The following is a 20,990-nucleotide window of genomic DNA, read 5'->3' on the forward strand; positions in this document are numbered from 1 at the left end:
GTGAAGCCGTGTGGTTAGCGCCTGGATCTGGCGCTGGGTGGCCGCGGGGTTGGTCTGAACCGCCCCGGTAGGTCCAGAGTGGTGATGTGCCCCGGGTTCGGTGGTGTCGCCATACTTGGTTTCAGGCCACGGGCCGGCTGGGTAGCCGTTCTGAATCTCCAAGGCCACGGACGACCAACGAGTCGGGATTCGGACGCGAGGAGACCAACGGTCAGGCCAAGCGACGTGCTGCAGTCAGAAGCCGTGTCAACAATCCAGGGGTGGCATTGCGATGGAGCTTCGATATGACTCTGAATTGATCTTCGACGAACTACGATAGATCAGTCTGGAACGACAAGATTATTCTGCTGGTAAGCTTGCCAGATTGATGCTAGAAGAGCCACAATGGGCGTTATGAAGAGCAAGCCCAGCGAGGAGCAGCGGGAAACTGTTGCAGCGCTTCTGGACGCCGCCAAGCGTCCATCTCAACGCGTGAACATTCGCAACACCTTCGTTCAGAGCGGCGACCAGAAGCACCCAATCCCCGGGCCACTGGCGGCGATGGTGCGCGGTCACGACGAAGGCGCTCTCGACCTGTACCTCCTGCACCGTGCGCTGGTCTCCAGTGAGCCGTGGACGAGTCGGCCACTCCGGTCGAGCGTATGGGCACGAACGCTGGGCGTGCATACCGACTCTGATGGCGGCGCGGCAGTGATCTCGAAGACATGGAGACGGCTGGACACGAAGTACCAACTCGTCGAGCGTGGCCGGTCGGGGCGGATCGCAGTGTTCACAGCGCTGCGCGAGGATGGTTCCGGCCAGGTCTACACCTCGCCGGACGGCAAATCGCGCGACGAGCGGTTCTTCACGCTCCCGTTCGAGTACTGGACTGCTGAGCAGGCCTGGTACCGATCATTACCCCTGAATGCCAAGGCGATGCTGTTGATTAGTTCGACCCTGAAACCGGACTTTGTGTTGCCTACCGAACGCGCCAAGGACTGGTATGGCATCAGCACGGAGACCGCACAGCGGGGATTGCGGCACCTGCAAGAAGTGGGTTTGATTCACCGGCGCACGCGTCTGCGGCCGACTCCGTTGGGGCCAACGATGATGACGCAGGAATACCACTACACACTGCACCCGCCGTTCGGGCGGCAGCCCAAGAAAGCGGCCCGACCGTCGCTGACAGTCGTCGAAGGCGGTGTTTCGGCGTGAGTACCAGCCTGAGCACTAAGAAGCCCCGGGGACGTAACCGAAGTCAGCGGTCATCCGGGGCTGTTCGTCAACAACTGTACGCCCTGCCGGGCTGCGGGGACAAGTGATGACCGCATTCACGCCAATTCTTCCTGGCTGTGATGGTCAGTGGGTGGAGGACTGGCTAAGCGCCGCCCGGCTTGCCACTTACCTCGCGGCGGCCAATGGATCACGGCCAAAGGCACTGGCGCTCTACGAATGGAACATTCGTGCGGCGTCCGCTATTCAGCAGGACTTGTGCCACCTTGAGATTGGATTGCGCAACGCATACGACACCGCTCTGCGAGCCCACTGGCCTGGACCCGCCGACTGGACCGAAGATCCGATTGGAGTTTTCCCGCCGCAGCCCAGTACCCGTGGCGGCAAGGGCACGGCGAACCCGAAGGCGAAGGTCGACGTCAACGCGACGCCTCGCGCCCTGCTGGTGAAGGCCCGTCAGGACGCCGGTGGCTCCACTGCCCAGCCGGGCAAGGTTGTTGCAGAGCTGAGTCTCGGATTCTGGCGTTACCTCTCGATCAAACGTCATGAGAAACACCTCTGGGTGCCGTACCTCCACCATGCGTTTCCTACAGGCACGGATCGCTCGCGCGATGTCGACAGCCGCATCTTCCGTCTGCATACCGTCCGCAACCGGGTCGCCCACCATGAACCTCTGCTCGGAGTGAACCTTCTCGCCCGCCTAGGCGACATCGTCGACCTTGCGAAACTGATCAATCCTGATCTCGGCATGTACATCGACAACACCACCCAGATCCGCCAGGTTGTAGTCGATCGCCCATAAGCGGGTGGGGGATGGCGCGAGCCGAGAACGTCTTTCAGCTAACCCTTGACTATCACCGAATGAAGACGTTTGGCAGGTGATCTGATCGACAACTGCCCGACGGAACCGTAGTCTGGACTAGTCCGACCGGGGTGACTTTGAGACGAGACCCGGCAGTGTGGATGTGATCCCCGAACTTGCCGACGCGCTGAGCGTCGCCGCCCAGCGTCCGCTGCCGGAGCCGCGCTTCTCAACGTGCCGCCAAGGTGGCGCGGGCCCGCCGCGACAACCGTGCCCGGTGTGCCGCCAACGAACGTTTCGCGGCTCGAAAACGTGAGATCGAGGATCGCAAGTGGCGAAACCGGATGCGCGACACGCTGTTCTTGCTCAAAGGCAAGCCCGAGTGCGAGCCCGTATTGTCGCTGGATCAACGATCCGCGAGAACCCGAAGAGCTGCCCCCGGATTGGCCGTCACCACCACCTACGCCACCGCAGCCCGACGATCTACCGCCTTCCTAACCGATCCGGAACACCGGATCGGCACACTCCACACCCTCGGCGGACAACACCCGCTTGAGCACCTTGAACGTCTCGGTGCGCGGCAGCTCAGCGGATACCCGCACATAGGACGGCCACTGCTTGGGGCCCAGGTCGGGCTGCTCGGCCAGGAAAGCGCGGAAAGCATCCGGGTCGAACGATGCCCCGCGGGACAACACCAGCGCGGCCATCACCTGATCGCCCACCGCGGGGTCCGGGATGGGATAGACGGCGACTTGGGCGACGGCATTGTGCCGCAGCAGGATCCGCTCGATCGGCGCGGTGCCCAGGTTCTCGCCGTCCACCCGCATCCAATCACCCAACCGGCCGGCGAAGTAGGCGTAGCCGGCCTCGTCGCGGTAGGCCAGGTCGCCGGAGTGGTAGATCCCGCCGGCCATCCGTTGCGCCTCGGCCTCGGGATCGTGGTAGTAGCCGCGGAATTGGCCGCGCCCATTCAGATTCACCAGCTCGCCCACCACGCCCGGCGGGCACTGTTCGCCGGTGTCGACGTCGATGATCGCGTTCCCGTCGACCAGCGGTCCCAGCGCACCGGCCGGGGTGTCCGGGGTACGCCCGATCGCCACCCCGCCCTCGGTGGAGCCGAAGGCGTCGATCACGGTGCAGCCGAACCTGTCCGCGAACTGGCCGACATCCCGCGGCGCGCCCTCGTTGCCGTACAGGATCCGCAGCGGGTTGTCGGCATCGTCGGGCTGCGGCGGGGTGGCCAGCACATACGACAGGGGCTTGCCCACGTAGTTGGCGTAGGTGGCGCCGAAGCGGCGCACATCGGGAATGAACCCGGATGCGGAGAACTTGCGCCGCAACGCGATCGACGCACCCGCGGCTACCGCAACCGACCAGCCCGCCATGACCGCGTTGGAGTGGAACAGTGGCATAGACAGATAGCAGACATCCGCTGGCCCCAGCCCGAATCGCTGCGAGAGCATCACCCCGGGGAAGGCCGCCTTCCACTGCGTGCAGCGCACCGCCTTGGGGTCGCCGCTGGTGCCCGAGGTGAAGATCAGCATGAACAGGTCGTCGGGATCGGCGTCGCGGAACGTCACCTGAGCACCGGTGTAGCCGGCCAATTCCAAAGCCCACGAAGAAGATTCGACATCAACGGCACCGGGAACATCGACGTCGGCGGTGTTGTCGGTCAGCACCAGCTGGCAGTCGGCGTGGGCCACGTCGCGTAGCAGGGCCTCGCCCCGACGGGTGGGGTTCAATCCCACCGGCACGATGCCGGTCAGTGCGGCTGCCACCAGCACCGTCGAGAAGAACGGGGTATTGCCCAGCAGCACACCGACGTGCGGCGGCTTGTCCGGGTCGAGCCGTGCCGTCAGCGCGGCACCCAACCGGGCGCCCGCCGCGATGTGGTCGCGCCAGCTGACGAAGGTGTCCTCATAGAAGACACCGCGGTCGTCCACCTCGGCCACCCGCGCCAGCAGTGCTGTGACGGTGGACTGTTCGTCGACGAGGGTCGGTGCTGACATGGTGGTCAGGTTAGTGCTGCAATAGGGCGGTGACTGATTTCGAGGCCGTAGAAGCCATCAAGCAGGTCAAGTACCGCTACCTTCGGGCGCTGGACACCAAGCACTGGGATGACTTCGCGGCCACGCTGGCCGAGGACGTCACCGCCGCCTACGGCCAGTCGATGGGCAGCAAGCACACCTTCGCCGACCGTGACTCGCTGGTGGAGTTCATGCGGAACTCGCTTCCCGGCAACGTCATCACTGAGCACCGGGTCAACCACCCCGAGATCACCCTCACCGGCCCGGACACCGCCACCGGCATCTGGTACCTGCAGGATCGAGTGATCGTGCCCGACGTCAACCTCATGCTGATAGGGGCAGGTTTCTATCACGACACCTACCGCCGTACCGACGACGGCTGGAAGCTGAGCCACACCGGATACGACCGGACCTATGACGCCACCGTGGCCCTGACTGACCTGCCGGGGTTCAAGGTGACGTTCGGGGATGCGCTGAACCGTTGAGCCGTCCGGCTCAGCCGACTACGCCGGCGTTTCGGCCAGTTCGCGGCCGATCGCCAGCAGCTGTCCGGTGGCGCCGCCAAGCGCGAACTCGGTCTGCTTGGCGGCCAGGAAGTAGCGGTGGATCGGGTGGTCGATGTCGATACCGACTCCGCCGTGGATGTGAACGATGCTGTGCGCCACCCGGTGGCCGGCCTCGGCCGCCCAGAATGCGGCGGTGGCCACCTGGGTGGTCGCCGGCAGACCTTCGCTGACCCGCCACGCCGCCTGGGTCAGCGTCAGGCGCAGGCCCTTGACGTCGATGTAGCCGTCGGCCAGCCGCTGCGACACCGCCTGGAAGCTGCCGATCGGCTTGTCGAACTGCTCACGCTCGCGGGCGTATTCGGCGGTCATGGCCAGGCCGCGCTCCAACACTCCCAGCTGGTAGGCGCTGTGGCCCAGGGCCGCCACGCTGACCAGGTGGTCGAGCACGTCGGCGCCACCGACCAGGCGGCCGGCCTCCACCTCGACCCCGGAGAGCTCCAGGTGACCCACGCTGCCCCGTCCGGTGGTGGCCAGCGACGTCACCGTCACGCCGGGGTCGGAGGCTGCGACCAGGAACACCGCTGCGCCCGAATCGGTTTCGGCAGCCACCAGGAACGCGTCAGCCACCGAAGCGAAACCGACCTGGGTGCGAGTACCGGTGAGGCGGAAGCCATCACCAGCGGCGGCAGCCCGAACCGGGCCTTCGCCCATCTCGCCGTCGAGGGCGATGGTGAGGATCTTCTCGCCGGCCGCGGCAGGGGCACCCCAGGCCTGCTGCAGCTCGGCCGAGCCGAACTTGGCCAGCGTCTCGGCGGCCAGCACCACCGACTCGAGGTAGGGCACCGCGGCTAGCTGGCGGCCGAGAGCGGTCAGAATCGCCGTCTGCTCCAGCACGCCGAACCCGCCGCCGCCCAGCGTCTCGCTCGCCGCGCTGGACACGACGTCCGCGTCGATCAGCTTGCGCCACAGCTCGGTGTCGAAGCGCTGCTCCAACGCGTCGAGCTCACGCTGACGCTCCGGTGTGCACACCGCGTCCACGATGGTGCCGACCAGACCCGAAAGGTCGTCAGATGCTTCGGTAGTGGTGAAGTCCATGAGTCCTTGCCTCCAAAGTCCTTGGGTGTGTGGTCAGCGGTTCCGGGGCAGGCCCAGGGCGACCATGCCGATGATGTCGCGCTGCACCTCGTTGGTGCCGCCGCCGAAGGTCAGGATCAGGCAGGCCCGATGCATCCGCTCCACCCGACCGCGCAGCAGTGCGCCGGGAGAGTCCTGGCGCACCGTGGCGGCGGTGCCGAGCACCTCCATGAGCAGGCGGTAGGCCTCGGTGGCCAGCTCGGTGCCGAACACCTTCGCCGCCGAGGCGTCCGCCGGAGACGGGGCGGCCTTGTCAGTGGAGGCCAGCTCCCAGTTGATCAGCTTGAGCACTTCGGCCTTGGCCAGCACCCGGGCCAGGTTGAGCTGCACCCACTGCGAGTCGATGATCCGGTTGCCGTGAGCATCCTTGGTGTTCTGCGCCCACTCGCGGACCTCTTCGAGGGCCAGGAGGATCGGCTGCGCCGAGACCAGGGCAACGCGCTCGTGGTTGAGCTGGTTGGTCACCAGCTTCCAGCCCGCGTGCTCCTCGCCGACCAGGCTGGTCACCGGCACCCGCACGTCCTGGTAGTAGGTAGCGCTGGTGTCCGGGCCGGCCATGGTGTGCACCGGGGTCCAGGAGAAGCCCTCGGCGGTGGTCGGCACGATCAGCATCGAGATCCCGCGGTGCTTCTTGGCCTCCGGGTTGGTCCGGGCCGCCAGCCACACGTAGTCGGCGTAGGCGATCAGCGACGTCCACATCTTCTGGCCGTTGATCACGTAGTCGTCGCCGTCACGGACCGCGGTGGTACGCAGCGAGGCCAGGTCGGTGCCTGCGCCCGGCTCCGAGTAGCCGATCGCGAAGTGCAGCTCGCCGGCGGCGATCTTGGGCAGGAAGAACTTCTTCTGCTCTTCGGTGCCGAACGCCATGATCGTCGGGGCGACGCTGTTGATGGTCAGGAACGGCACCGGGGCGCCGGCGATCGCGGCCTCGTCGGTGAAGATCAGCTGTTCCATCGGCGAACGCGCCTGGCCGCCGTACTCCTTCGGCCAGCTCAGCGTCAGCCAGCCGTCCTTGCCCATCTGGGCCACGGTCTCCCGGTAAACGTTGCCCGTGCCGTACTCGCCCTGGGTCGAGCTGAGGGCCTCACGACGCTCCGGCGTCATCAGCGTGGTGAAGTAGGACCTCAGTTCGCTGCGCAGCTCTTCTTGGGCCGGCGTGTAGCTGATCTGCATCGGGGGAGTCCTTCGCTGGTGATCGGTGTCACGATAAGATTCTGGTTCGACAGCCCGTTGTAACACGTTCTAGTCCCGGGGTCCAACGGCCCTAGCGGCTCGTGTGGGGAAGCTGTCGGATCGTATGGTGACACTAGTGGATGACGACGGCCGGAAACGCTCGGTCGGCGCAGGGCTTTTACAGGAGAATGTCATGCGAGTTGAGGTAGATCTGGATCGTTGCGAGGGCAACGCGATTTGCGTCGGAATCGACCCCGACCTGTTCGATCTGAACGATGACGAGCAGGCAGAGGTCAAGCTCGCCCCCGTCCCGGCCGACCGGGAAGCCCACGCCGAGCAGGCCATCGCCGAGTGCCCGCGGGCCGCGCTGCGCCGCGTCGACGACTAGCCTCCCACGGGCAACGACTAGAGGTATTCATAACCGCCGGTGACGACGAGTGCGCCGGTGATGCATAAGGAGCGGCGTAAATGACTGACAACACGATCGACCTGACCGGCAAGGTCGCAGTGGTGACCGGCGCGGCCGCCGGCCTGGGCCGAGCAGAGGCGATCGGGTTGGCCCGCTCCGGGGCGACGGTGGTCGTCAACGACATCGCGCCGGCGCTGGAGTCCTCCGACGTCATCGACGAGATCGCCGCGGCCGGCGGCAAGGGTGTGCCGGCGGCCGGCGACATCAGTCAGCGGTCCACCGCCGACGAACTCGTCAGCACCGCCGACGGCCTGGGCGGGCTGAACATCGTCGTCAACAATGCCGGGATCACCCGCGACCGGATGTTGTTCAACATGTCCGACGACGACTTCGACGCCGTGATCGCGGTCCACCTTCGTGGACACTTCCTGTTGACCCGCAACGCGGCCGCTTACTGGCGGCAGAAGGCCAAGAGTGGCACAGAGGGCGGCGAAAACGCCGTGTACGGCCGCATCATCAACACCTCGTCGGAGGCCGGCCTGATGGGCCCGGTCGGACAGGCCAACTATGGAGCGGCCAAGGCGGGAATCACCGCGCTGACGCTGTCGGCCAGCCGGGCGCTGAGCCGCTACGGCGTGTCCGCCAATGCCATCTGCCCGCGGGCCCGCACCGCGATGACCGCCGATGTGTTCGGTGAGGCCAAGGTCGGTGAGGGCGAGATCGACCCGCTGTCGCCCGAGCACGTGGTGACGTTGGTCCGGTTCTTGGCATCCCCGGCCTCGGCTGCTGTCAGCGGTCAGGTTTTCGTGGTCTACGGACCTGAGGTAACCCTGATGGCCGCGCCGACGGTGGAACGTAAGTTCAGCGCCGATGGGCAGGCTTGGGACCCGGCCGGGCTGTCGGACACGCTGGCGAATTACTTCGCCGGCCGGGACCCGGCCCGGACTTTCTCCGCGTCCGAACTGATGTCCGGCGATTAGAACAAAATTAGAACGCGTTACAGCGAGGCGTAGGTCACAATGTGTTGTGACCAGGGCGGATATCTCAGGAATCTCGCTGAAACGTGTTCTTTGACACTGAGAACGTGTTCTAGTTAATATGATCCGGCTCACGTGGGGCGGCGTCTGAATTGCACGGATGACGCCGTTCGCGCGAGGTTGCCGGATACAGTTTTGCGACCACCGATGCCCCTGCTAGCTCGACCTGAGGGAAGGACGCGTCTTGATCGAACAACTCACGGTTCCGGCTCGGGCCGTGGGCGGTTTCGTAGAGATGTCCCTGGAGACGTTCCGGGCGATGTTCCGCCGGCCGTTCCAGTACCGCGAATTCCTCGACCAGACCTGGATGATCGCCCGGGTGTCGCTGCTGCCAACGGTGTTGGTCGCGATCCCGTTCACCGTGCTGGTGGCGTTCACCCTCAATATCCTGTTGCGCGAGATCGGTGCTGCCGACCTGTCCGGCGCCGGAACCGCGTTCGGCACCATCACCCAGCTGGGCCCGGTGGTGACCGTGCTCGTGGTCGCCGGCGCAGGCGCGACCGCCATCTGCGCAGACCTGGGCGCCCGAACCATCCGCGAAGAGATCGACGCGATGCGGGTGCTCGGCATCGACCCGATTCAGCGCCTGGTGGTGCCGCGAGCCCTGGCGTCGACGTTCGTCGCGTTGCTGCTCAACGGCCTGGTGTGTGCGATCGGCCTGGTCGGCGGCTATGTGTTCTCAGTCTTTCTGCAGGGTGTCAACCCAGGGGCCTTCATCAACGGGCTCACCGTCCTCACCGGGCTCGGCGAGCTGGTGATGGCCGAGATCAAGGCGCTGCTGTTCGGCACGGCGGCCGGTCTGATCGGCTGTTACCGCGGGCTTACCGCCAAGGGCGGCCCCCAGGGCGTGGGCAACGCGGTCAACGAGACCGTCGTCTACGCCTTTATTTGTCTGTTCGTCATCAACGTCGTCATGACCGCGATCAGCGTCCGGGTGTTGGTCAAATGAGCTACGACGCCACATTGCGGTTCCGGCGGATGTTCCGCGGGGTGCCCAAGGCCGTCGACACCTTCGGCGAGCAGGCCCTGTTCTACGCCGAATCGATCCGGTACGTCCCCAACGCGCTGACCCGGTACCGCAAGGAAACCGTCCGGCTGATCGCCGAGATCACCATGGGTACCGGCGCGCTGGCCATCATCGGCGGCACGGTCGGGGTGGCCACCTTCCTCACCCTGGCCTCCGGTGGAGTTATCGCCGTCCAGGGCTTCTCTTCGCTGGGCAACATCGGCATCGAGGCGCTGACCGGCTTCCTGTCGGCGTTCCTCAACGTGCGGATCGTTGCGCCGGTGGTCGCGGGGATCGCGCTGGCCGCCACCATCGGGGCCGGCACCACCGCCCAGCTCGGCGCCATGCGTGTCGCCGAGGAGATCGACGCCGTCGAGTCGATGGCGGTCCATGCGGTGTCCTATCTGGTGTCCACTCGGCTGGTGGCGGGCCTGATCGCGATCATCCCGCTGTACTCACTGTCGGTGCTGGCCGCCTTCTTCGCCGCCCGGTCCACCACGGTGTTCATCAACTCGCAGTCACCGGGCCTCTATGACCACTACTTCGACACCTTCCTGATCCCCACCGACCTACTGTGGTCCTTCCTGCAGGCGATCATCATGTCGGTCGCGGTGATGCTGGTGCACACCAACTACGGCTTCAACGCGGCCGGCGGCCCCGTCGGGGTAGGCATCGCGGTCGGTCAAGCCGTGCGGACGTCGTTGGTCGTGGTGGTCGTCATTACGCTGTTCGTTTCACTTGCCGTCTACGGCGGCTCTGGCAACTTCAACCTCTCGGGCTAGCAAGGGAATACAGGTGCAAACGGGATCGACGCGTACCCAGGTGAGGCTTGCTGCGGCAATCCTCGGTGCGATCCTGCTTGCCGCCACCGTGTTCACCTACCTGTCCTACGTGTCGGTGTTCAGCTCCACCGATAAGGTCACCGTCACCTCGCCGCGCGCCGGCCTGGTGATGGAACAGGACGCCAAGGTCAAGTACCGCGGTATTCAGGTCGGCAAGGTCAAGTCGATCAAGTACTCCGGCGACCAGGCCAAGCTGTTCCTGGCCATCGACAGCTCCGCGATGCGCCAGATCCCGTCGAACGCGGCGGTGCATATCGCCGGCAACACCATCTTCGGGGCCAAGTCGGTGGAGTTCGTTCCGCCGCCGGTGCCCTCGGGTGCGACGCTGCGCAACGGCGCGAACGTGCAGGCATCCGACGTGCAGCTGGAAGTCAACACCCTGTTCCAGAAGCTGACCGACGTGCTGGACAAGATCGACCCGGTTCAGCTCAACGGGTCGGTCAGCGCGCTGGCCGAGGGCCTGCGGGGCAACGGTGACAACCTGGGCGGGCTGCTCTCCGGGCTGAACAGCTACCTCGGAAAGTTCAATCCGAAACTGCCCCAGTTGCAGTCGGGCTTCGCCAAGACCGCGGTCGTCGGCAACATCTACGGAGATGCCGCCCCGGACCTGGCGACGACCATCGACAACGTCCCGGCGATCAGTAAGACCCTGGTCGATCAGCGGGAGAACCTGAACAAGGCATTGCTGGCGACCACCGGGCTGGCCAACAACGGCTACGACACCTTCGCCCCGGCCGCCGACGACTTCATCGCCGGGATCCAGCGCTTCCGCGCCATGACCAGCCTGCTCGCCGAATACTCGCCGGAGTTCGGCTGCCTGTTCAAGGGAATTCAAAATGCCATGGAGCGATTCGGTCCGTCGCTGGGCGGCACCAAGCCGGCTTTGTATGTGCAGTCCAGCTTCATCCCGGGCGTACCGGCCTACACCTACCCGGAGAGCCTACCGGTGGCCAACGCGACCGGCGGACCGAACTGCCGCGGCTTGCCGGACATCCCCAGCAAGCAGTACGGCGGCTCCTGGTTCCGCTCACCGTTCCTGGTGACCGACAGCGCCTACATCCCGTTCCAGCCCAACACCGAGGTCCAGTTCGACGCACCCTCCACCGCGCAGTTCCTCTTCAACGGCGCCTTCGCGGAACGGGATGAATACTGATGAGTCCGCGCAGCACCCTGGTCAAGGTCACCATCTTCGCCGTCGCCATGCTGTTGGTATCGGCCGGTCTGGTGGTGGTGTTCGGCGAATTCCGGTTTGCCTCGAACCACACCTACCACGCCGATTTCGCCAGCGCTTCCCGGCTCAAAGGCGGCGAGGACGTGAGGATCGCCGGTATTCCGGTGGGTACGGTGAAACGCGTCGAGTTGACGCCGGACAACAACGTCAGTGTCACCTTCGACGTGGACAAGCGCTACCAGATCTACGACTCGACCCGCGCGCTCATCCGCTACGAAAACCTGGTCGGCGACCGGTATCTCGAGATCGCCTCGGGCGCCGGGGAACTGCACAAGCTGCCGCCCGGCGGCACCATCGCCCGCGACCACACTCAGCCCGCCCTGGACCTGGATGCACTGTTGGGCGGGATGCGCCCGCTGCTCAAGGGCTTGGACGGCGGAAAGATCAACGAGATCAGCAACGCCCTCATCGAGCTGCTGCAGGGCCAGGGCGGTGCGCTGTCGCAGATGCTGGCCAGCACCAGCTCGTTCACCACCACGCTGGCCTCCCGCGACCAGCTCATCGGCGACGTGATCAACAACCTGAACACGGTGCTGACCACAGTCGACGACAAGAGCGAACAGTTCGACGCCACCGTCGACCGGCTACAGCAGCTGATCACCGGCCTGGCCCTGGGCAAGGATGCGATCGCCGGCGCGATCGGGCCGCTGGCCTCGGTGGAGAACGACCTCACCGACACGCTGCGCCGCACCCGTCGGCCACTGCAGGGCGTGCTCGAGAACGCGCGGCCGCTGGCCACCGTGCTGGACAAGCGCAGGCAGGAGCTGAACGACGTCATCGACCCGCTGGAAGAGAACTACCTGCGGCTCAACGCACTTGGCGCCTACGGCTCCTTCTTCAACATCAACTACTGCACCGTCGCCCTGAAGCTCAACGGCCCCGCCGGCAGTGACATCACCTTGCCCATGGGCGGCCAGAACGACACGAGCAAGGGGAGGTGCTCTCCTGTCAAAAATTGACGGCGTAAACCCGGTTCGCACGGGTACGTTGGGCATCGCACTGGTGGCATGCCTGGTCTTGGTGTCCTTCGGTTACACCAGCCTGCCGTTCTGGCCCCAGGGCAAGAACTACCACGCCTACTTCGCCGACGCCGGCGGCATCATCCCCGGTAGCGACGTGACGGTCTCCGGTATCCGGGTGGGCAAGGTCAAATCGGTGGGACTGGCCGGAGCCAGCGCGAAAGTGGATTTCACCGTCGACCGCAAGGTCCGGGTGGGGGACCAGTCGCTGGCCGCCATCCGCACCGACACCGTGCTGGGTGAGAAGGCCCTGTCGATCACTCCTGCCGGCGGCGGTTCGGTGACCTCGATCCCGCTCGAGCGCACGCGTGCCCCGTACACCCTCAACAACGCACTGCAGGACCTCGGCGGCAACGTCCGCGATCTGGACAAGCCGCGCTTCGAGGAAGCGCTGCAGGTGCTCACCGACTCCATGCGCGAGGCGACCCCGCAGCTGCGCGGAGCGCTGGACGGGGTGGCTTCCCTGTCGCGCAGCCTCAACCGTCGCGATGAGGCGTTGGGCCAGTTGTTGTCGCACGCCCAGGTTGTCACCGGTGTGCTCAACCAGCGCGCTGCCCAGGTGAACAGGCTGGTGCTCGACGGTAACCAGCTCTTCGCTGCGCTTGATGAGCGCCGGCAGGCGCTCGGCGCGCTGATCGGCGGCATCGACGATGTGTCGCAACAGCTTTCCGGAGTCGTGACCGATAACGAGAAAGGGATCGGTCCGACCTTGAAGAAGCTGAACCTGGTGCTGGACAACGTGATCGAGCGCAAGGATCGGATCGCCGGCGCCCTGGAGCGGCTGCCCGGATACGCCACCACACTCGGTGAGGTGGTGGCCTCGGGTCCGGGCTTCCAGATCAACCTGTACGGCCTACCGCCGCCCACGATGTCGGAGGTCATGGTCGACATGTTCTTCCAGCCGGGCAAGCTGCCCGACAGCTTGGCCGATTACCTGCGCGGGATGATCTCCGAGCGCACGATCATTAAGCCGAAGTCACCATGACACGCCGAACTTCACGCCTCGTCCTCGCCGGCCTGCTGGCGGTACTGTTGGCCGCCGCGGCATACGTGGTGCTGCCCGCGCAGCGCAGCTACCGCATCACCGGCTACTTCGCCTCGGCGGTGGGCCTCTACCCGGGTGACGACGTCCGGGTGGTCGGGGTTCCGGTCGGCCGCATCGAGTCCATCGAGCCGCGTGCCGAGAACGTCAAGATCACCATGTCGGTGAGCAAGGATGTGCCGCTGCCGGCCGACGTGCATGCGGTGCTCATGGCACCGAACATCGTCTCCGCGCGGGTCATTCAGCTGGCCCCGGCCTACACCGAAGGTGACAAGCTCGCCGACGGATCGGTACTGAGTGAAGACCGCACCGCGGTCCCGGTCGAATGGGACGAGGTCAAGCAGGAGCTGACCCAGCTCAGCTCCCAGTTGGCACCCGAGCAGGGCAAGCTCAACGGGGCACTGAGCGCCTTCGTCAACCAGGCCGCCGACACCTTCGACGGCAACGGCGACTCGTTCCGCAACGCGCTGCGTGAACTGTCGGCGATCACCGGGCGCCTCGGGGACTCGCGCACCGACCTGTTCGGCACCGTGAAGAACCTGCAGGTACTGGTCGATGCGCTCTCCGGCAGCAACGAGCAGATCGTGCAGTTCACCGACCATGTCGCGGCGGTGTCGGCAGTGCTGGCCGAGAGTTCGGTCGACCTGGATGTCACGCTGGGCACGCTGAGCCAGGCACTGCGCGACGTTCGCGGTTTCCTGCACAACAACAATGACGCGTTGATCGCCCAGGTCAATAAGCTGGCGGAGTTCACCAAGGTGCTGTCCGACCAGAGCGACAACCTCGAACAGGCGCTGCACATCACCCCGCACGGCCTGGTGAACTTCTACAACATCTACAATCCTGCGCAGGGGACCTTGAGCGGGCTCCTGTCGCTGCCCGACTTCGCCAATCCGGTGCAGTTCATCTGCGGCGGCGTCTTCGACGTCGGTTCGGTGCCCGACAACTTCAAGCGGGCGGAGATCTGCAAGGAGCGGATGGGACCGGTCATGCGGCGCTGGTCTATGAACTTTATCCCGTTTTTGTTCCACCCGGTCAACTCGATCACCGCCTACAAGGGCCAGATCATCTACGACACCCCGGCCACCGAGGCGAAGTCTCAGACGCCGGTGCCGTACCTGAAGTGGCTGCCGGCTCCCGGTGTCACGCCGCCGAGCACCGAAGATGTCGCGGCCCTGTTCCTGCCGCCGCCCGCGCCGGGGCAGCTGGGCAAGGCGCCCGGCCCGACGGGTCCGGCTCAGCCCGGTGCCGGTGCACCACGGGAGGGCGGATGAGCGTGAAGTCTCTTGGCGGCGCGCTGCACCGGGTCGGCCGCCGCGGTGCGGTGCTCGGTGCCGGGGCGTTGGTGTTGTCCGGTTGTCAGTTCGGCGGGCTGAACTCGCTGAACATGCCGGGAACCGCAGGCCATGGTCGCGGCTCCTACAGCATCACGGTGCAACTGCCGGACGTCACCACGCTGCCGCAGAACTCGCCGGTGATGGTCGATGACGTCACGGTCGGCAGTGTGTCGGGGATTCGGGCCGTGCAACGGCCCGACGGCAGCTTCTACGCCGCGGTCAAGCTGTCGCTGGACGGCAATGTGCACCTGCCGGCCAATGCCATCGCGAACGTCGCGCAGACCTCGCTGCTGGGTTCTCAGCACATCGAGCTGGCCGAGCCGACCGACCAACCTCCGGTCGGCACCCTCGCCCGAGGCGATGAGATTCCGCTCAGCCGGACCGGGCGCTACCCCAGCACCGAAGAGGTGCTGTCGTCGTTGGGTGTGGTGGTCAACCAGGGCAATCTCGGTGCGGTGCAAGACATCACCGAAGAGGCCCACGCCGCGGTCGCCGGCCGGGCCGGTACCTTTGCCGAGCTGGTGCCGAGGCTGGCCGAACTGACCGCCTCGCTGGACCGCCAGGCACGCGACATCGTCGCGGCGGCTGAGGGGCTGAACCGGGTCGGGGCGACCTTGGCCCGTAGCGCTCCCAGCCTGGCGCGGGCGCTGGACACCATGCCCGCGGCATTGGCGGTGCTCAACGACAACCGCAGCAACATCGTCGACGCGTTCGGGGCGCTGCAGCGGCTGGCCGTGGTCGGAGCGCGGATCATGAGCGAGACCAAGGAAGACTTCGCCGCCGACATCAAGGACCTGTACCCGGTCATCAAGGCGTTCGCTGACAACGCCAACGAGTTGGTGACGGCGTTCCCGTTCATCCCGACGTTCCCGTTCCCGTCGATGTATCTGCGTAACGCCGTGCGTGGCGACTTCCTCAACGTCTACGTCACCTTTGACATGACACTGCGTCGATTCGGCGAAACCGTGTTCACCACCGGCGGTTTCGACCCGAACATGCCGCACATGCACGACGTTCTGAACCCGCCCGATTTCTTGATCGGAGAGATGGCGAACCTGTCCGGACAGGCCGCCGACCCGTTCAAGATCCCGCCCGGAACGGCTCCCCACTATGAGGAATGACCTGCGATGCTGACCCGCCTCGTTCGAATCCAACTCGGGATCTTCGCCGTGGTCACCGTGCTGGCCGTCGGTGCCATCTCGATCCTCTACCTGCACGCGCCGAGCCGGATCGGTATCGGCACCTACAAGGTGACCGCCGACTTCATCGGTGGCGGCGGTATCTACCAGAGCGCCAATGTCACTTACCGCGGCGTGACGGTGGGCCGGGTGGAATCTGTTCAACTCAGCGACCACGGCGTCGACGCCGCAATGCGGCTCAACAGCAGTACCAAGATCCCCGGGAACGTCACCGCCACCGTCAAGAGCATGTCCGCGATCGGTGAGCAGTACATCGACCTCGTGCCACCCGCCGGGGATGCGGCCGCAGGCGCGTTGCGCAACGGCGCGCGCATCGGCCAGGACCGCACCGCTATTGGTCAGGACATCGCCGGACTGCTCGACCAGGCGCAGTCGCTGGTCAACAGCGTCGCCAACAGCCGTCTTCGCGATCTGCTGCGCAGCGCGTTCGAGGGGTTCAACGGCTCCGGGCAGGAGCTGGCGCGAATGATCGCCTCGTCGCGGCAGCTGGTCGACGAGGCCAACGCCAATTTCGACGCGACCTCGGCATTGGTCGACCAAGTCGAGCCCTTCTTGGACGCCCAGATCCGCAGCGGTGACGACATCAGGAAACTGGCACGGTCGCTGGCGGCGGTCACCACCGAGGTGCACAAGGCCGACCCGCAGCTCCGCGAGGTGCTGCAGACCCTGCCCAGCGTCGCCGACGAGGCCAACACCACTTTTGACGGAATCCGCGCGTCCTTCCCCACGCTGGCGGCCAGCATCGCCAACTTCGGTCGGGTCGGGGTCATATACCGTAACTCCATTGAGCAGGCGTTGGTGGTGTTCCCCGCGCTGATGGCGGCACTGATCACCGTCGCCGGCGGCGTGCCGATGGATGAAGGCGTGAAGCTGGACTTCAAGATCGACATGCACGACCCGCCGCCATGCACGGTCGGCTTCCTGCCGTTCACCGAAATGCGCACACCGGCCGACGAAACCGTCCGGGAACTGCCCAAGGACCTGTACTGCAAAGCCGCGCAGAACGATCCGACCGCGGTCCGTGGTGCCCGCAACTACCCGTGCATGGAGTATCCGGGCAAGCGGGCGCCCACGATCCAGCTCTGCCGCGACCCGCGGGGCTTCGTCCCGATCGGCAGCAACGCGTGGCGCGGGCCGCCGGTCCCGTATGACACCCCGATCACCGATCCTCGGATGCTGAATCCGATGAACAAGTTCCCCTACATCCCGCCGTCGGCGGACTATGACCCGGGCCCGCCGGTGACGGCGCTGCCGCCGGGTGTGCCCGCGGGCCCCGGCCCAGCGCCCAATCCGCCCTACCCGCTGCCGTACCCGCCGAATCAGCTCGGACCCAACCCGCCGGCGCCGTGGCCCTACTACGCGCCGCCGGACCAGAACATGCCGACCAGCCCCGGCGGCAACGGTGGCCTGCCCGCCTACGGACGTGACCCCGCGCCGGGACCGGCTGCCGGTCCGGCTCCGGGGCCGCTGCCTGCCGAGGCCAACGGTGTCGCCTACAGCACCTACGACCGGTCCGGCAAGTTCGTGGATCCGGTCGGCAACAGTGGCGTGTTCGTCTCCGGCTCAGACAAGTGGCTGCCCGCGGAGAACTGGGCTGATCTGATGCTCGCGCCGAGGCAGACGTGAGCGGACCCGACGACGCGAAGGTCCGGCGCCGGGCCTCGCGGGCTGCGGGACCAGCGGGGGAGGCCGGTGAGACGACGCCGACCGCGGTACGGATTCCGCCACCCAGCCGCGCTGCGGTACGGGCGGTCCGGCCGGCCGGACCACCGCCGCGGCGGCAGCCCAACGCCGGCAAGACAGCGCAACTGGCGGGTGTGGTTGGACTGGCGGCGTGGGTCTTGTTGGGCGGGATGGTCGCCGTACTCGGCGTGCAACACCGGCAAGCCGATGCAGCACACCAGCGCGATCAGCGATTCGTCGACACGGCGGTGCAGACGGTGCTGAATATGTACACCTATACGCCCGACACCATCAACGAGCAGGTGGATCGCTTCGTGGCCGGCACCAGCGGTCCACTGCGCGACACGATGGCGGCCAACTCCGAAAATCTCAAGGCCTTGCTGCGAGAGACCAAGCACAGCTCTGAGGCCGTCATCAATGGCAAGGCATTGGAGGGCATCGACAACGTCGCCGGCAACGCGTCGGTGCTGGTGGCGATACGCGCTACCGCCACTGATGCGGACGGAGTCAATAAGCCCTCGCAGCCCTACGCGTTGCGGGTCATCGTGCATGAAGACGGCAACGGCGATATGACCGCATACGACCTGAAGTGGCCGGGGGGCAGCGGATGACACGGCGGTGGATGTGGCTGGCCGTCCTCGTGGGAGTTCTCGGTGGGTTCGTGGGTCTGGGAGCTGCGGCGGGATCGCTGTATTGGAGCCGAGTCGAGGCGCGTGGTGAGCAGACGACACGCTCGGAGTTGGTCAGGCTGACCGCCGATGAGATCCCCAAGGTCTTGGGCTATGAGTACAAGACGGTGGAGCGCAGCCTGACCGAGACCTACCCGCTGTTCACCGGGGACTATCGCCGCGAGTTCGAGGCCCGCGCCATGAACGAGATCATTCCGCAGGCCCGCGAGAAGCAGTTGGTGAACCAGGTCGACGTCGTCGGCATCGGCGCCATGGCTGCCCGCCGGACGTCGGGCTCGGTGCTGGTGTTCGTCAACCGCACCGTGACGGGCAAGTCCAAGGAGAAGTACTACGAGGGCAGCCGCCTGCGGGTTGATTTCCGCAAGATCGACCGCAAGTGGCTGATCAGCAATATCGCGCCGATCTAGCTGAAAGGATGAGCGCCATGGGGAAACTCGTTCGTGGGCTGGCCATCTTGGCTGCGGCGATGACGGCGGCCACCGGCCTGGCGGTCCAGGCCGGCGCCGATGACGACGCGATACCGGAAGGAACGATCGAGGGCGTCTACACCTACAACGACGGTGTCAAGACGGCGACCTGGAAGATCTACCCGCTGTGCGTGCCGACGGTGGGTGACGGCCGGGTTCCGCTGCACACGGCGGTGGGCTGCAAACTGCAGGTCGAAAGTAACGGGCCTCCGGGACAGGCTGGGGCATACCGGTTGGCCAACGGTCGGTGGACCTACAAGACCCCGTTGCTGGCGGGCACCAGGTGCTCGAACGGCGGCACTGCCGGCAGCGAGGAGATGTATCAGTTCGATCTGTCCCTCAACGGCACTTACACCACCTCCCACAACGCGGTGTGCGGGCTGCAGCCCGGGTTGGAGAAGCGGCCGTTCACGCTGACCTTCGTATCGCCGCTGCCGGTCCCGGTCATCCACTATCCGCTGAATTGCCAGGACAACCCAATCCACCTGTGCAGCTGAGTGTCACCGGCCGTTGGGCATTACTCCGCGGAGTCGGCGAGTGCACCAAGGAAGGAGCGGGCCCAACGGTCTACGTCGTGGGCCAGCACCTGACGGCGCAGCGCCCGCATCCGCCGGCGGCCCTCCTCGTCGGTCTGGTTGATCGCCGCCTCGATGACGTCCTTCACGCACTCCAGATCGTGCGGGTTCACCAGATAGGCCTGCTGCAATTCCGCTGCGGCGCCGGTGAATTCGCTCAAGACCAACGCGCCGCCCAGGTCGTTGCGGCATGCCACGTACTCTTTGGCGACCAGATTCATCCCGTCGCGCAGTGGGGTGACCAGCATGACGTCGCTGGCCACGAAGAACGCGATGAGTTCGTCGCGGGGGACCGGGCGGTGCAGATAGTGCACCACCGGGTGGCCGACCTCGCTGTATTCGCCGTTGATGTGGCCGACTTGGCGTTCGATGTCCTCGCGCAGGATCTGGTAGCTCTCCACCCGTTCCCGGCTTGGCGTAGCCAGCTGCACCAGCACGGTGTCGTCCCGCTTGGCGCGACCTTCGGCGAGCAGCTCGTTGAAGGCCTTGAGCCGGACGTCGATGCCCTTGGTGTAGTCCAGGCGGTCCACGCCCAGCAGGATCTTGCGAGGGTGTCCTAGTTCGGCCCGAATTTCCTTGGCGCGCCGACGGATTCCACGTTCGCGCGCCTTGCGGTCGAGTTCGCCGGAGTCGATCGAAATGGGGAAGGCGCCGACCCGCACGGTGCGATCCGGCAGCCGCACCTCACCGAACCGGCTGCGTACCCCGACCGAGCCCCGCGAGGTGGCCGCCCCCACCAGCCTGCGGGCCAGAAACAGAAAGTTCTGTGCGCCGCCGGCCAGGTGGAATCCGACCAGGTCGGCGCCGAGCAGGCCGTCGACGATCTCCGTGCGCCACGGCAGCTGCATGAACAGCTCCACCGGGGGAAACGGAATGTGCAGGAAGAAGCCGATGGTGACATCGGGCCGCAGGGTCCGCAGCATCTTGGGCACCAGCTGCAGCTGGTAGTCCTGGACCCACACCGTGGCGCCCGGGGCCGCCGCCTGCGACGCGGCCTCGGCGAAGCGGCGGTTGACGTCGACGTAGCGGTCCCACCACTGCCGGTGATAGATCGGCTTGACGATCACGTCGTGATACAGCGGCCAGAGCGTGGCGTTGGAGAAACCCTCGTAGTACTCGGCGATGTCGGTGGTGCTCAGAGCGACCGGATGCAGCCGCAGGTCTTCGACGTCGATCGGCCCGTCGGGGGTGTCCTGGCTGCCCGGCCAGCCCACCCAGGCGCCGCGGCGCTTACGCAGCAGCGGTTCCAGCGCGGTGACCAGTCCGCCGGGGCTGCGCTTCCAACTCGTCGTACCGTCGGGCAACACCTCGATGTCGATGGGCAGCCGGTTGGCCACCACGACGAAGTCGGACTCGCCGGGTTGATGATGTGGCGCGTCCCGGCCCCCCGACCCTGGCATCTACGCCCCGGGTTTCTCGGGTGTCGCAGGTCCGATCCCCAGCATGGACAGGAACACCCGGCACTCGTCCGCGTCCTCGGCGTAGGCGGCCACGACTCGTCGGGCCTGGCGCGCGGTGCTGTCGGCCAGCGGTTCCACGTCGTCGATGTCGGCGTGTTCGGATTTAGCAGGCATGAGTCGACTCTAGCGAAGTGCGCCGT

At 66.0% G+C, this 20,990-nt stretch carries 21 protein-coding genes; 16 read left to right on the forward strand and 5 right to left on the reverse strand.

Annotation, left to right across the window (positions count from 1 at the left end; all coding sequences use genetic code 11):
* Positions 1 to 393 precede the first annotated feature (393 nt).
* Together AWC16_RS10095 and AWC16_RS10100 are read left to right on the forward strand one after the other, a co-directional pair.
* Positions 394 to 1,194 (forward strand): hypothetical protein, encoded by an 801-nt coding sequence (locus AWC16_RS10095; RefSeq protein ID WP_085264621.1) that lies wholly within the window; start codon positions 394 to 396, stop codon positions 1,192 to 1,194.
* Positions 1,195 to 1,300: 106 nt separating this feature from the next.
* The gene (locus tag AWC16_RS10100; protein WP_207572296.1) at positions 1,301 to 2,014 is read left to right on the forward strand and encodes a hypothetical protein; all 714 of its coding nucleotides are present in this window, start codon (positions 1,301 to 1,303) and stop codon (positions 2,012 to 2,014) included.
* 494 nt (positions 2,015 to 2,508) lie between these two features.
* On the opposite strand, the gene fadD17 is transcribed toward AWC16_RS10100, so the two are convergent.
* Positions 2,509 to 4,023 carry a long-chain-fatty-acid--CoA ligase FadD17 gene (gene fadD17 / locus AWC16_RS10105; protein WP_085264622.1) on the reverse strand — a complete coding sequence of 505 codons (1,515 nt, stop codon included), beginning with the start codon at positions 4,021 to 4,023 and terminating at the stop codon, positions 2,509 to 2,511.
* 29 nt (positions 4,024 to 4,052) lie between these two features.
* Between fadD17 and AWC16_RS10110 the strand changes: the two genes are divergently transcribed.
* The gene (locus AWC16_RS10110; protein WP_085264623.1) at positions 4,053 to 4,526 is read left to right on the forward strand and encodes a nuclear transport factor 2 family protein; all 474 of its coding nucleotides are present in this window, start codon (positions 4,053 to 4,055) and stop codon (positions 4,524 to 4,526) included.
* An 18-nt stretch (positions 4,527 to 4,544) separates the two neighbouring features.
* Here AWC16_RS10110 and AWC16_RS10115 read toward each other — a convergent pair whose 3' ends face one another.
* Positions 4,545 to 5,642 (reverse strand): acyl-CoA dehydrogenase family protein, encoded by a 1,098-nt coding sequence (locus AWC16_RS10115; RefSeq protein WP_046286805.1) that lies wholly within the window; start codon positions 5,640 to 5,642, stop codon positions 4,545 to 4,547.
* Between the two features lie 33 nt (positions 5,643 to 5,675).
* Positions 5,676 to 6,854 carry an acyl-CoA dehydrogenase family protein gene (locus tag AWC16_RS10120; RefSeq protein WP_046286804.1) on the reverse strand — a complete coding sequence of 393 codons (1,179 nt, stop codon included), beginning with the start codon at positions 6,852 to 6,854 and terminating at the stop codon, positions 5,676 to 5,678.
* 193 nt (positions 6,855 to 7,047) lie between these two features.
* Here AWC16_RS10120 and AWC16_RS10125 point away from each other — a divergent pair, with 193 nt between their 5' ends.
* The 13 genes from AWC16_RS10125 (at position 7,048) to AWC16_RS10185 (ending at position 19,312) form a co-directional block, all read left to right on the forward strand.
* The gene (locus tag AWC16_RS10125) at positions 7,048 to 7,242 is read left to right on the forward strand and encodes a ferredoxin (protein ID WP_024442226.1); all 195 of its coding nucleotides are present in this window, start codon (positions 7,048 to 7,050) and stop codon (positions 7,240 to 7,242) included.
* Positions 7,243 to 7,322: 80 nt separating this feature from the next.
* Positions 7,323 to 8,243 (forward strand): 3-oxoacyl-ACP reductase, encoded by a 921-nt coding sequence (locus AWC16_RS10130; RefSeq protein ID WP_085264624.1) that lies wholly within the window; start codon positions 7,323 to 7,325, stop codon positions 8,241 to 8,243.
* A 241-nt stretch (positions 8,244 to 8,484) separates the two neighbouring features.
* Positions 8,485 to 9,249: an MlaE family ABC transporter permease gene (locus tag AWC16_RS10135; protein ID WP_046286802.1), complete on the forward strand. Its 765-nt coding sequence runs from the start codon at positions 8,485 to 8,487 to the stop codon at positions 9,247 to 9,249.
* A complete protein-coding gene (locus AWC16_RS10140; RefSeq protein ID WP_047320555.1) occupies positions 9,246 to 10,088 on the forward strand; it encodes an MlaE family ABC transporter permease in 843 nt (280 codons plus the stop codon). Before AWC16_RS10135 ends, AWC16_RS10140 begins: the two co-directional genes overlap by 4 nt.
* A gap of 40 nt (positions 10,089 to 10,128) precedes the next feature.
* Positions 10,129 to 11,301, forward strand: coding sequence for an MCE family protein (locus AWC16_RS10145; RefSeq protein ID WP_047320554.1), 1,173 nt, complete (start codon positions 10,129 to 10,131; stop codon positions 11,299 to 11,301).
* Entirely contained in the window at positions 11,301 to 12,338 is a 1,038-nt protein-coding gene (locus AWC16_RS10150; RefSeq protein WP_047320553.1) for an MCE family protein, read from the forward strand. Before AWC16_RS10145 ends, AWC16_RS10150 begins: the two co-directional genes overlap by 1 nt.
* Positions 12,325 to 13,383 carry a virulence factor Mce family protein gene (locus AWC16_RS10155; RefSeq protein WP_047320620.1) on the forward strand — a complete coding sequence of 353 codons (1,059 nt, stop codon included), beginning with the start codon at positions 12,325 to 12,327 and terminating at the stop codon, positions 13,381 to 13,383. The genes AWC16_RS10150 and AWC16_RS10155 overlap by 14 nt, the downstream gene beginning before the upstream one ends.
* Positions 13,380 to 14,714 carry an MCE family protein gene (locus AWC16_RS10160; protein WP_047320552.1) on the forward strand — a complete coding sequence of 445 codons (1,335 nt, stop codon included), beginning with the start codon at positions 13,380 to 13,382 and terminating at the stop codon, positions 14,712 to 14,714. The genes AWC16_RS10155 and AWC16_RS10160 overlap by 4 nt, the downstream gene beginning before the upstream one ends.
* The gene (locus AWC16_RS10165; protein WP_047320551.1) at positions 14,711 to 15,898 is read left to right on the forward strand and encodes an MCE family protein; all 1,188 of its coding nucleotides are present in this window, start codon (positions 14,711 to 14,713) and stop codon (positions 15,896 to 15,898) included. Before AWC16_RS10160 ends, AWC16_RS10165 begins: the two co-directional genes overlap by 4 nt.
* A gap of 6 nt (positions 15,899 to 15,904) precedes the next feature.
* Positions 15,905 to 17,602: an MCE family protein gene (locus tag AWC16_RS10170; protein WP_085264625.1), complete on the forward strand. Its 1,698-nt coding sequence runs from the start codon at positions 15,905 to 15,907 to the stop codon at positions 17,600 to 17,602.
* Positions 17,599 to 18,270 carry a mammalian cell entry protein gene (locus AWC16_RS10175; RefSeq protein WP_085264626.1) on the forward strand — a complete coding sequence of 224 codons (672 nt, stop codon included), beginning with the start codon at positions 17,599 to 17,601 and terminating at the stop codon, positions 18,268 to 18,270. Before AWC16_RS10170 ends, AWC16_RS10175 begins: the two co-directional genes overlap by 4 nt.
* On the forward strand, positions 18,267 to 18,755 hold the full coding sequence (locus AWC16_RS10180; protein WP_085264741.1) for a mammalian cell entry protein: 489 nt from the start codon (positions 18,267 to 18,269) through the stop codon (positions 18,753 to 18,755). The genes AWC16_RS10175 and AWC16_RS10180 overlap by 4 nt, the downstream gene beginning before the upstream one ends.
* A gap of 17 nt (positions 18,756 to 18,772) precedes the next feature.
* Positions 18,773 to 19,312 carry a hypothetical protein gene (locus AWC16_RS10185; protein ID WP_024442238.1) on the forward strand — a complete coding sequence of 180 codons (540 nt, stop codon included), beginning with the start codon at positions 18,773 to 18,775 and terminating at the stop codon, positions 19,310 to 19,312.
* A 20-nt stretch (positions 19,313 to 19,332) separates the two neighbouring features.
* Here AWC16_RS10185 and AWC16_RS10190 read toward each other — a convergent pair whose 3' ends face one another.
* A complete protein-coding gene (locus tag AWC16_RS10190) occupies positions 19,333 to 20,790 on the reverse strand; it encodes an alpha,alpha-trehalose-phosphate synthase (UDP-forming) (protein WP_085264627.1) in 1,458 nt (485 codons plus the stop codon).
* Complete coding sequence (locus AWC16_RS23445) at positions 20,791 to 20,964, reverse strand: hypothetical protein (RefSeq protein ID WP_109561352.1); 174 nt, start codon at positions 20,962 to 20,964, stop codon at positions 20,791 to 20,793.
* Positions 20,965 to 20,990: the final 26 nt, after the last annotated feature.

The sequence above is a fragment of the Mycolicibacter longobardus genome, from assembly GCF_002102265.1.
Classification (GTDB): Bacteria; Actinomycetota; Actinomycetes; order Mycobacteriales; family Mycobacteriaceae; genus Mycobacterium; species Mycobacterium longobardum.

Bases quoted from the DNA above. Each gene is read 5' to 3' on its own strand.
- AWC16_RS10095 (WP_085264621.1), top strand. From the start codon at position 394: ATGAAGAGCAAGCCCAGCGAGGAGCAGCGGGAAACTGTTGCAGCGCTT.
- AWC16_RS10100 (WP_207572296.1), top strand. From the start codon at position 1,301: ATGACCGCATTCACGCCAATTCTTCCTGGCTGTGATGGTCAGTGGGTG.
- fadD17 (WP_085264622.1), bottom strand. From the start codon at position 4,023: ATGTCAGCACCGACCCTCGTCGACGAACAGTCCACCGTCACAGCACTG.
- AWC16_RS10115 (WP_046286805.1), bottom strand. From the start codon at position 5,642: ATGGACTTCACCACTACCGAAGCATCTGACGACCTTTCGGGTCTGGTC.
- AWC16_RS10120 (WP_046286804.1), bottom strand. From the start codon at position 6,854: ATGCAGATCAGCTACACGCCGGCCCAAGAAGAGCTGCGCAGCGAACTG.
- AWC16_RS10125 (WP_024442226.1), top strand. From the start codon at position 7,048: ATGCGAGTTGAGGTAGATCTGGATCGTTGCGAGGGCAACGCGATTTGC.
- AWC16_RS10130 (WP_085264624.1), top strand. From the start codon at position 7,323: ATGACTGACAACACGATCGACCTGACCGGCAAGGTCGCAGTGGTGACC.
- AWC16_RS10140 (WP_047320555.1), top strand. From the start codon at position 9,246: ATGAGCTACGACGCCACATTGCGGTTCCGGCGGATGTTCCGCGGGGTG.
- AWC16_RS10150 (WP_047320553.1), top strand. From the start codon at position 11,301: ATGAGTCCGCGCAGCACCCTGGTCAAGGTCACCATCTTCGCCGTCGCC.
- AWC16_RS10160 (WP_047320552.1), top strand. From the start codon at position 13,380: ATGACACGCCGAACTTCACGCCTCGTCCTCGCCGGCCTGCTGGCGGTA.
- AWC16_RS10165 (WP_047320551.1), top strand. From the start codon at position 14,711: ATGAGCGTGAAGTCTCTTGGCGGCGCGCTGCACCGGGTCGGCCGCCGC.
- AWC16_RS10170 (WP_085264625.1), top strand. From the start codon at position 15,905: ATGCTGACCCGCCTCGTTCGAATCCAACTCGGGATCTTCGCCGTGGTC.
- AWC16_RS10180 (WP_085264741.1), top strand. From the start codon at position 18,267: ATGACACGGCGGTGGATGTGGCTGGCCGTCCTCGTGGGAGTTCTCGGT.
- AWC16_RS10185 (WP_024442238.1), top strand. From the start codon at position 18,773: ATGGGGAAACTCGTTCGTGGGCTGGCCATCTTGGCTGCGGCGATGACG.
- AWC16_RS10190 (WP_085264627.1), bottom strand. From the start codon at position 20,790: ATGCCAGGGTCGGGGGGCCGGGACGCGCCACATCATCAACCCGGCGAG.
- AWC16_RS23445 (WP_109561352.1), bottom strand. From the start codon at position 20,964: ATGCCTGCTAAATCCGAACACGCCGACATCGACGACGTGGAACCGCTG.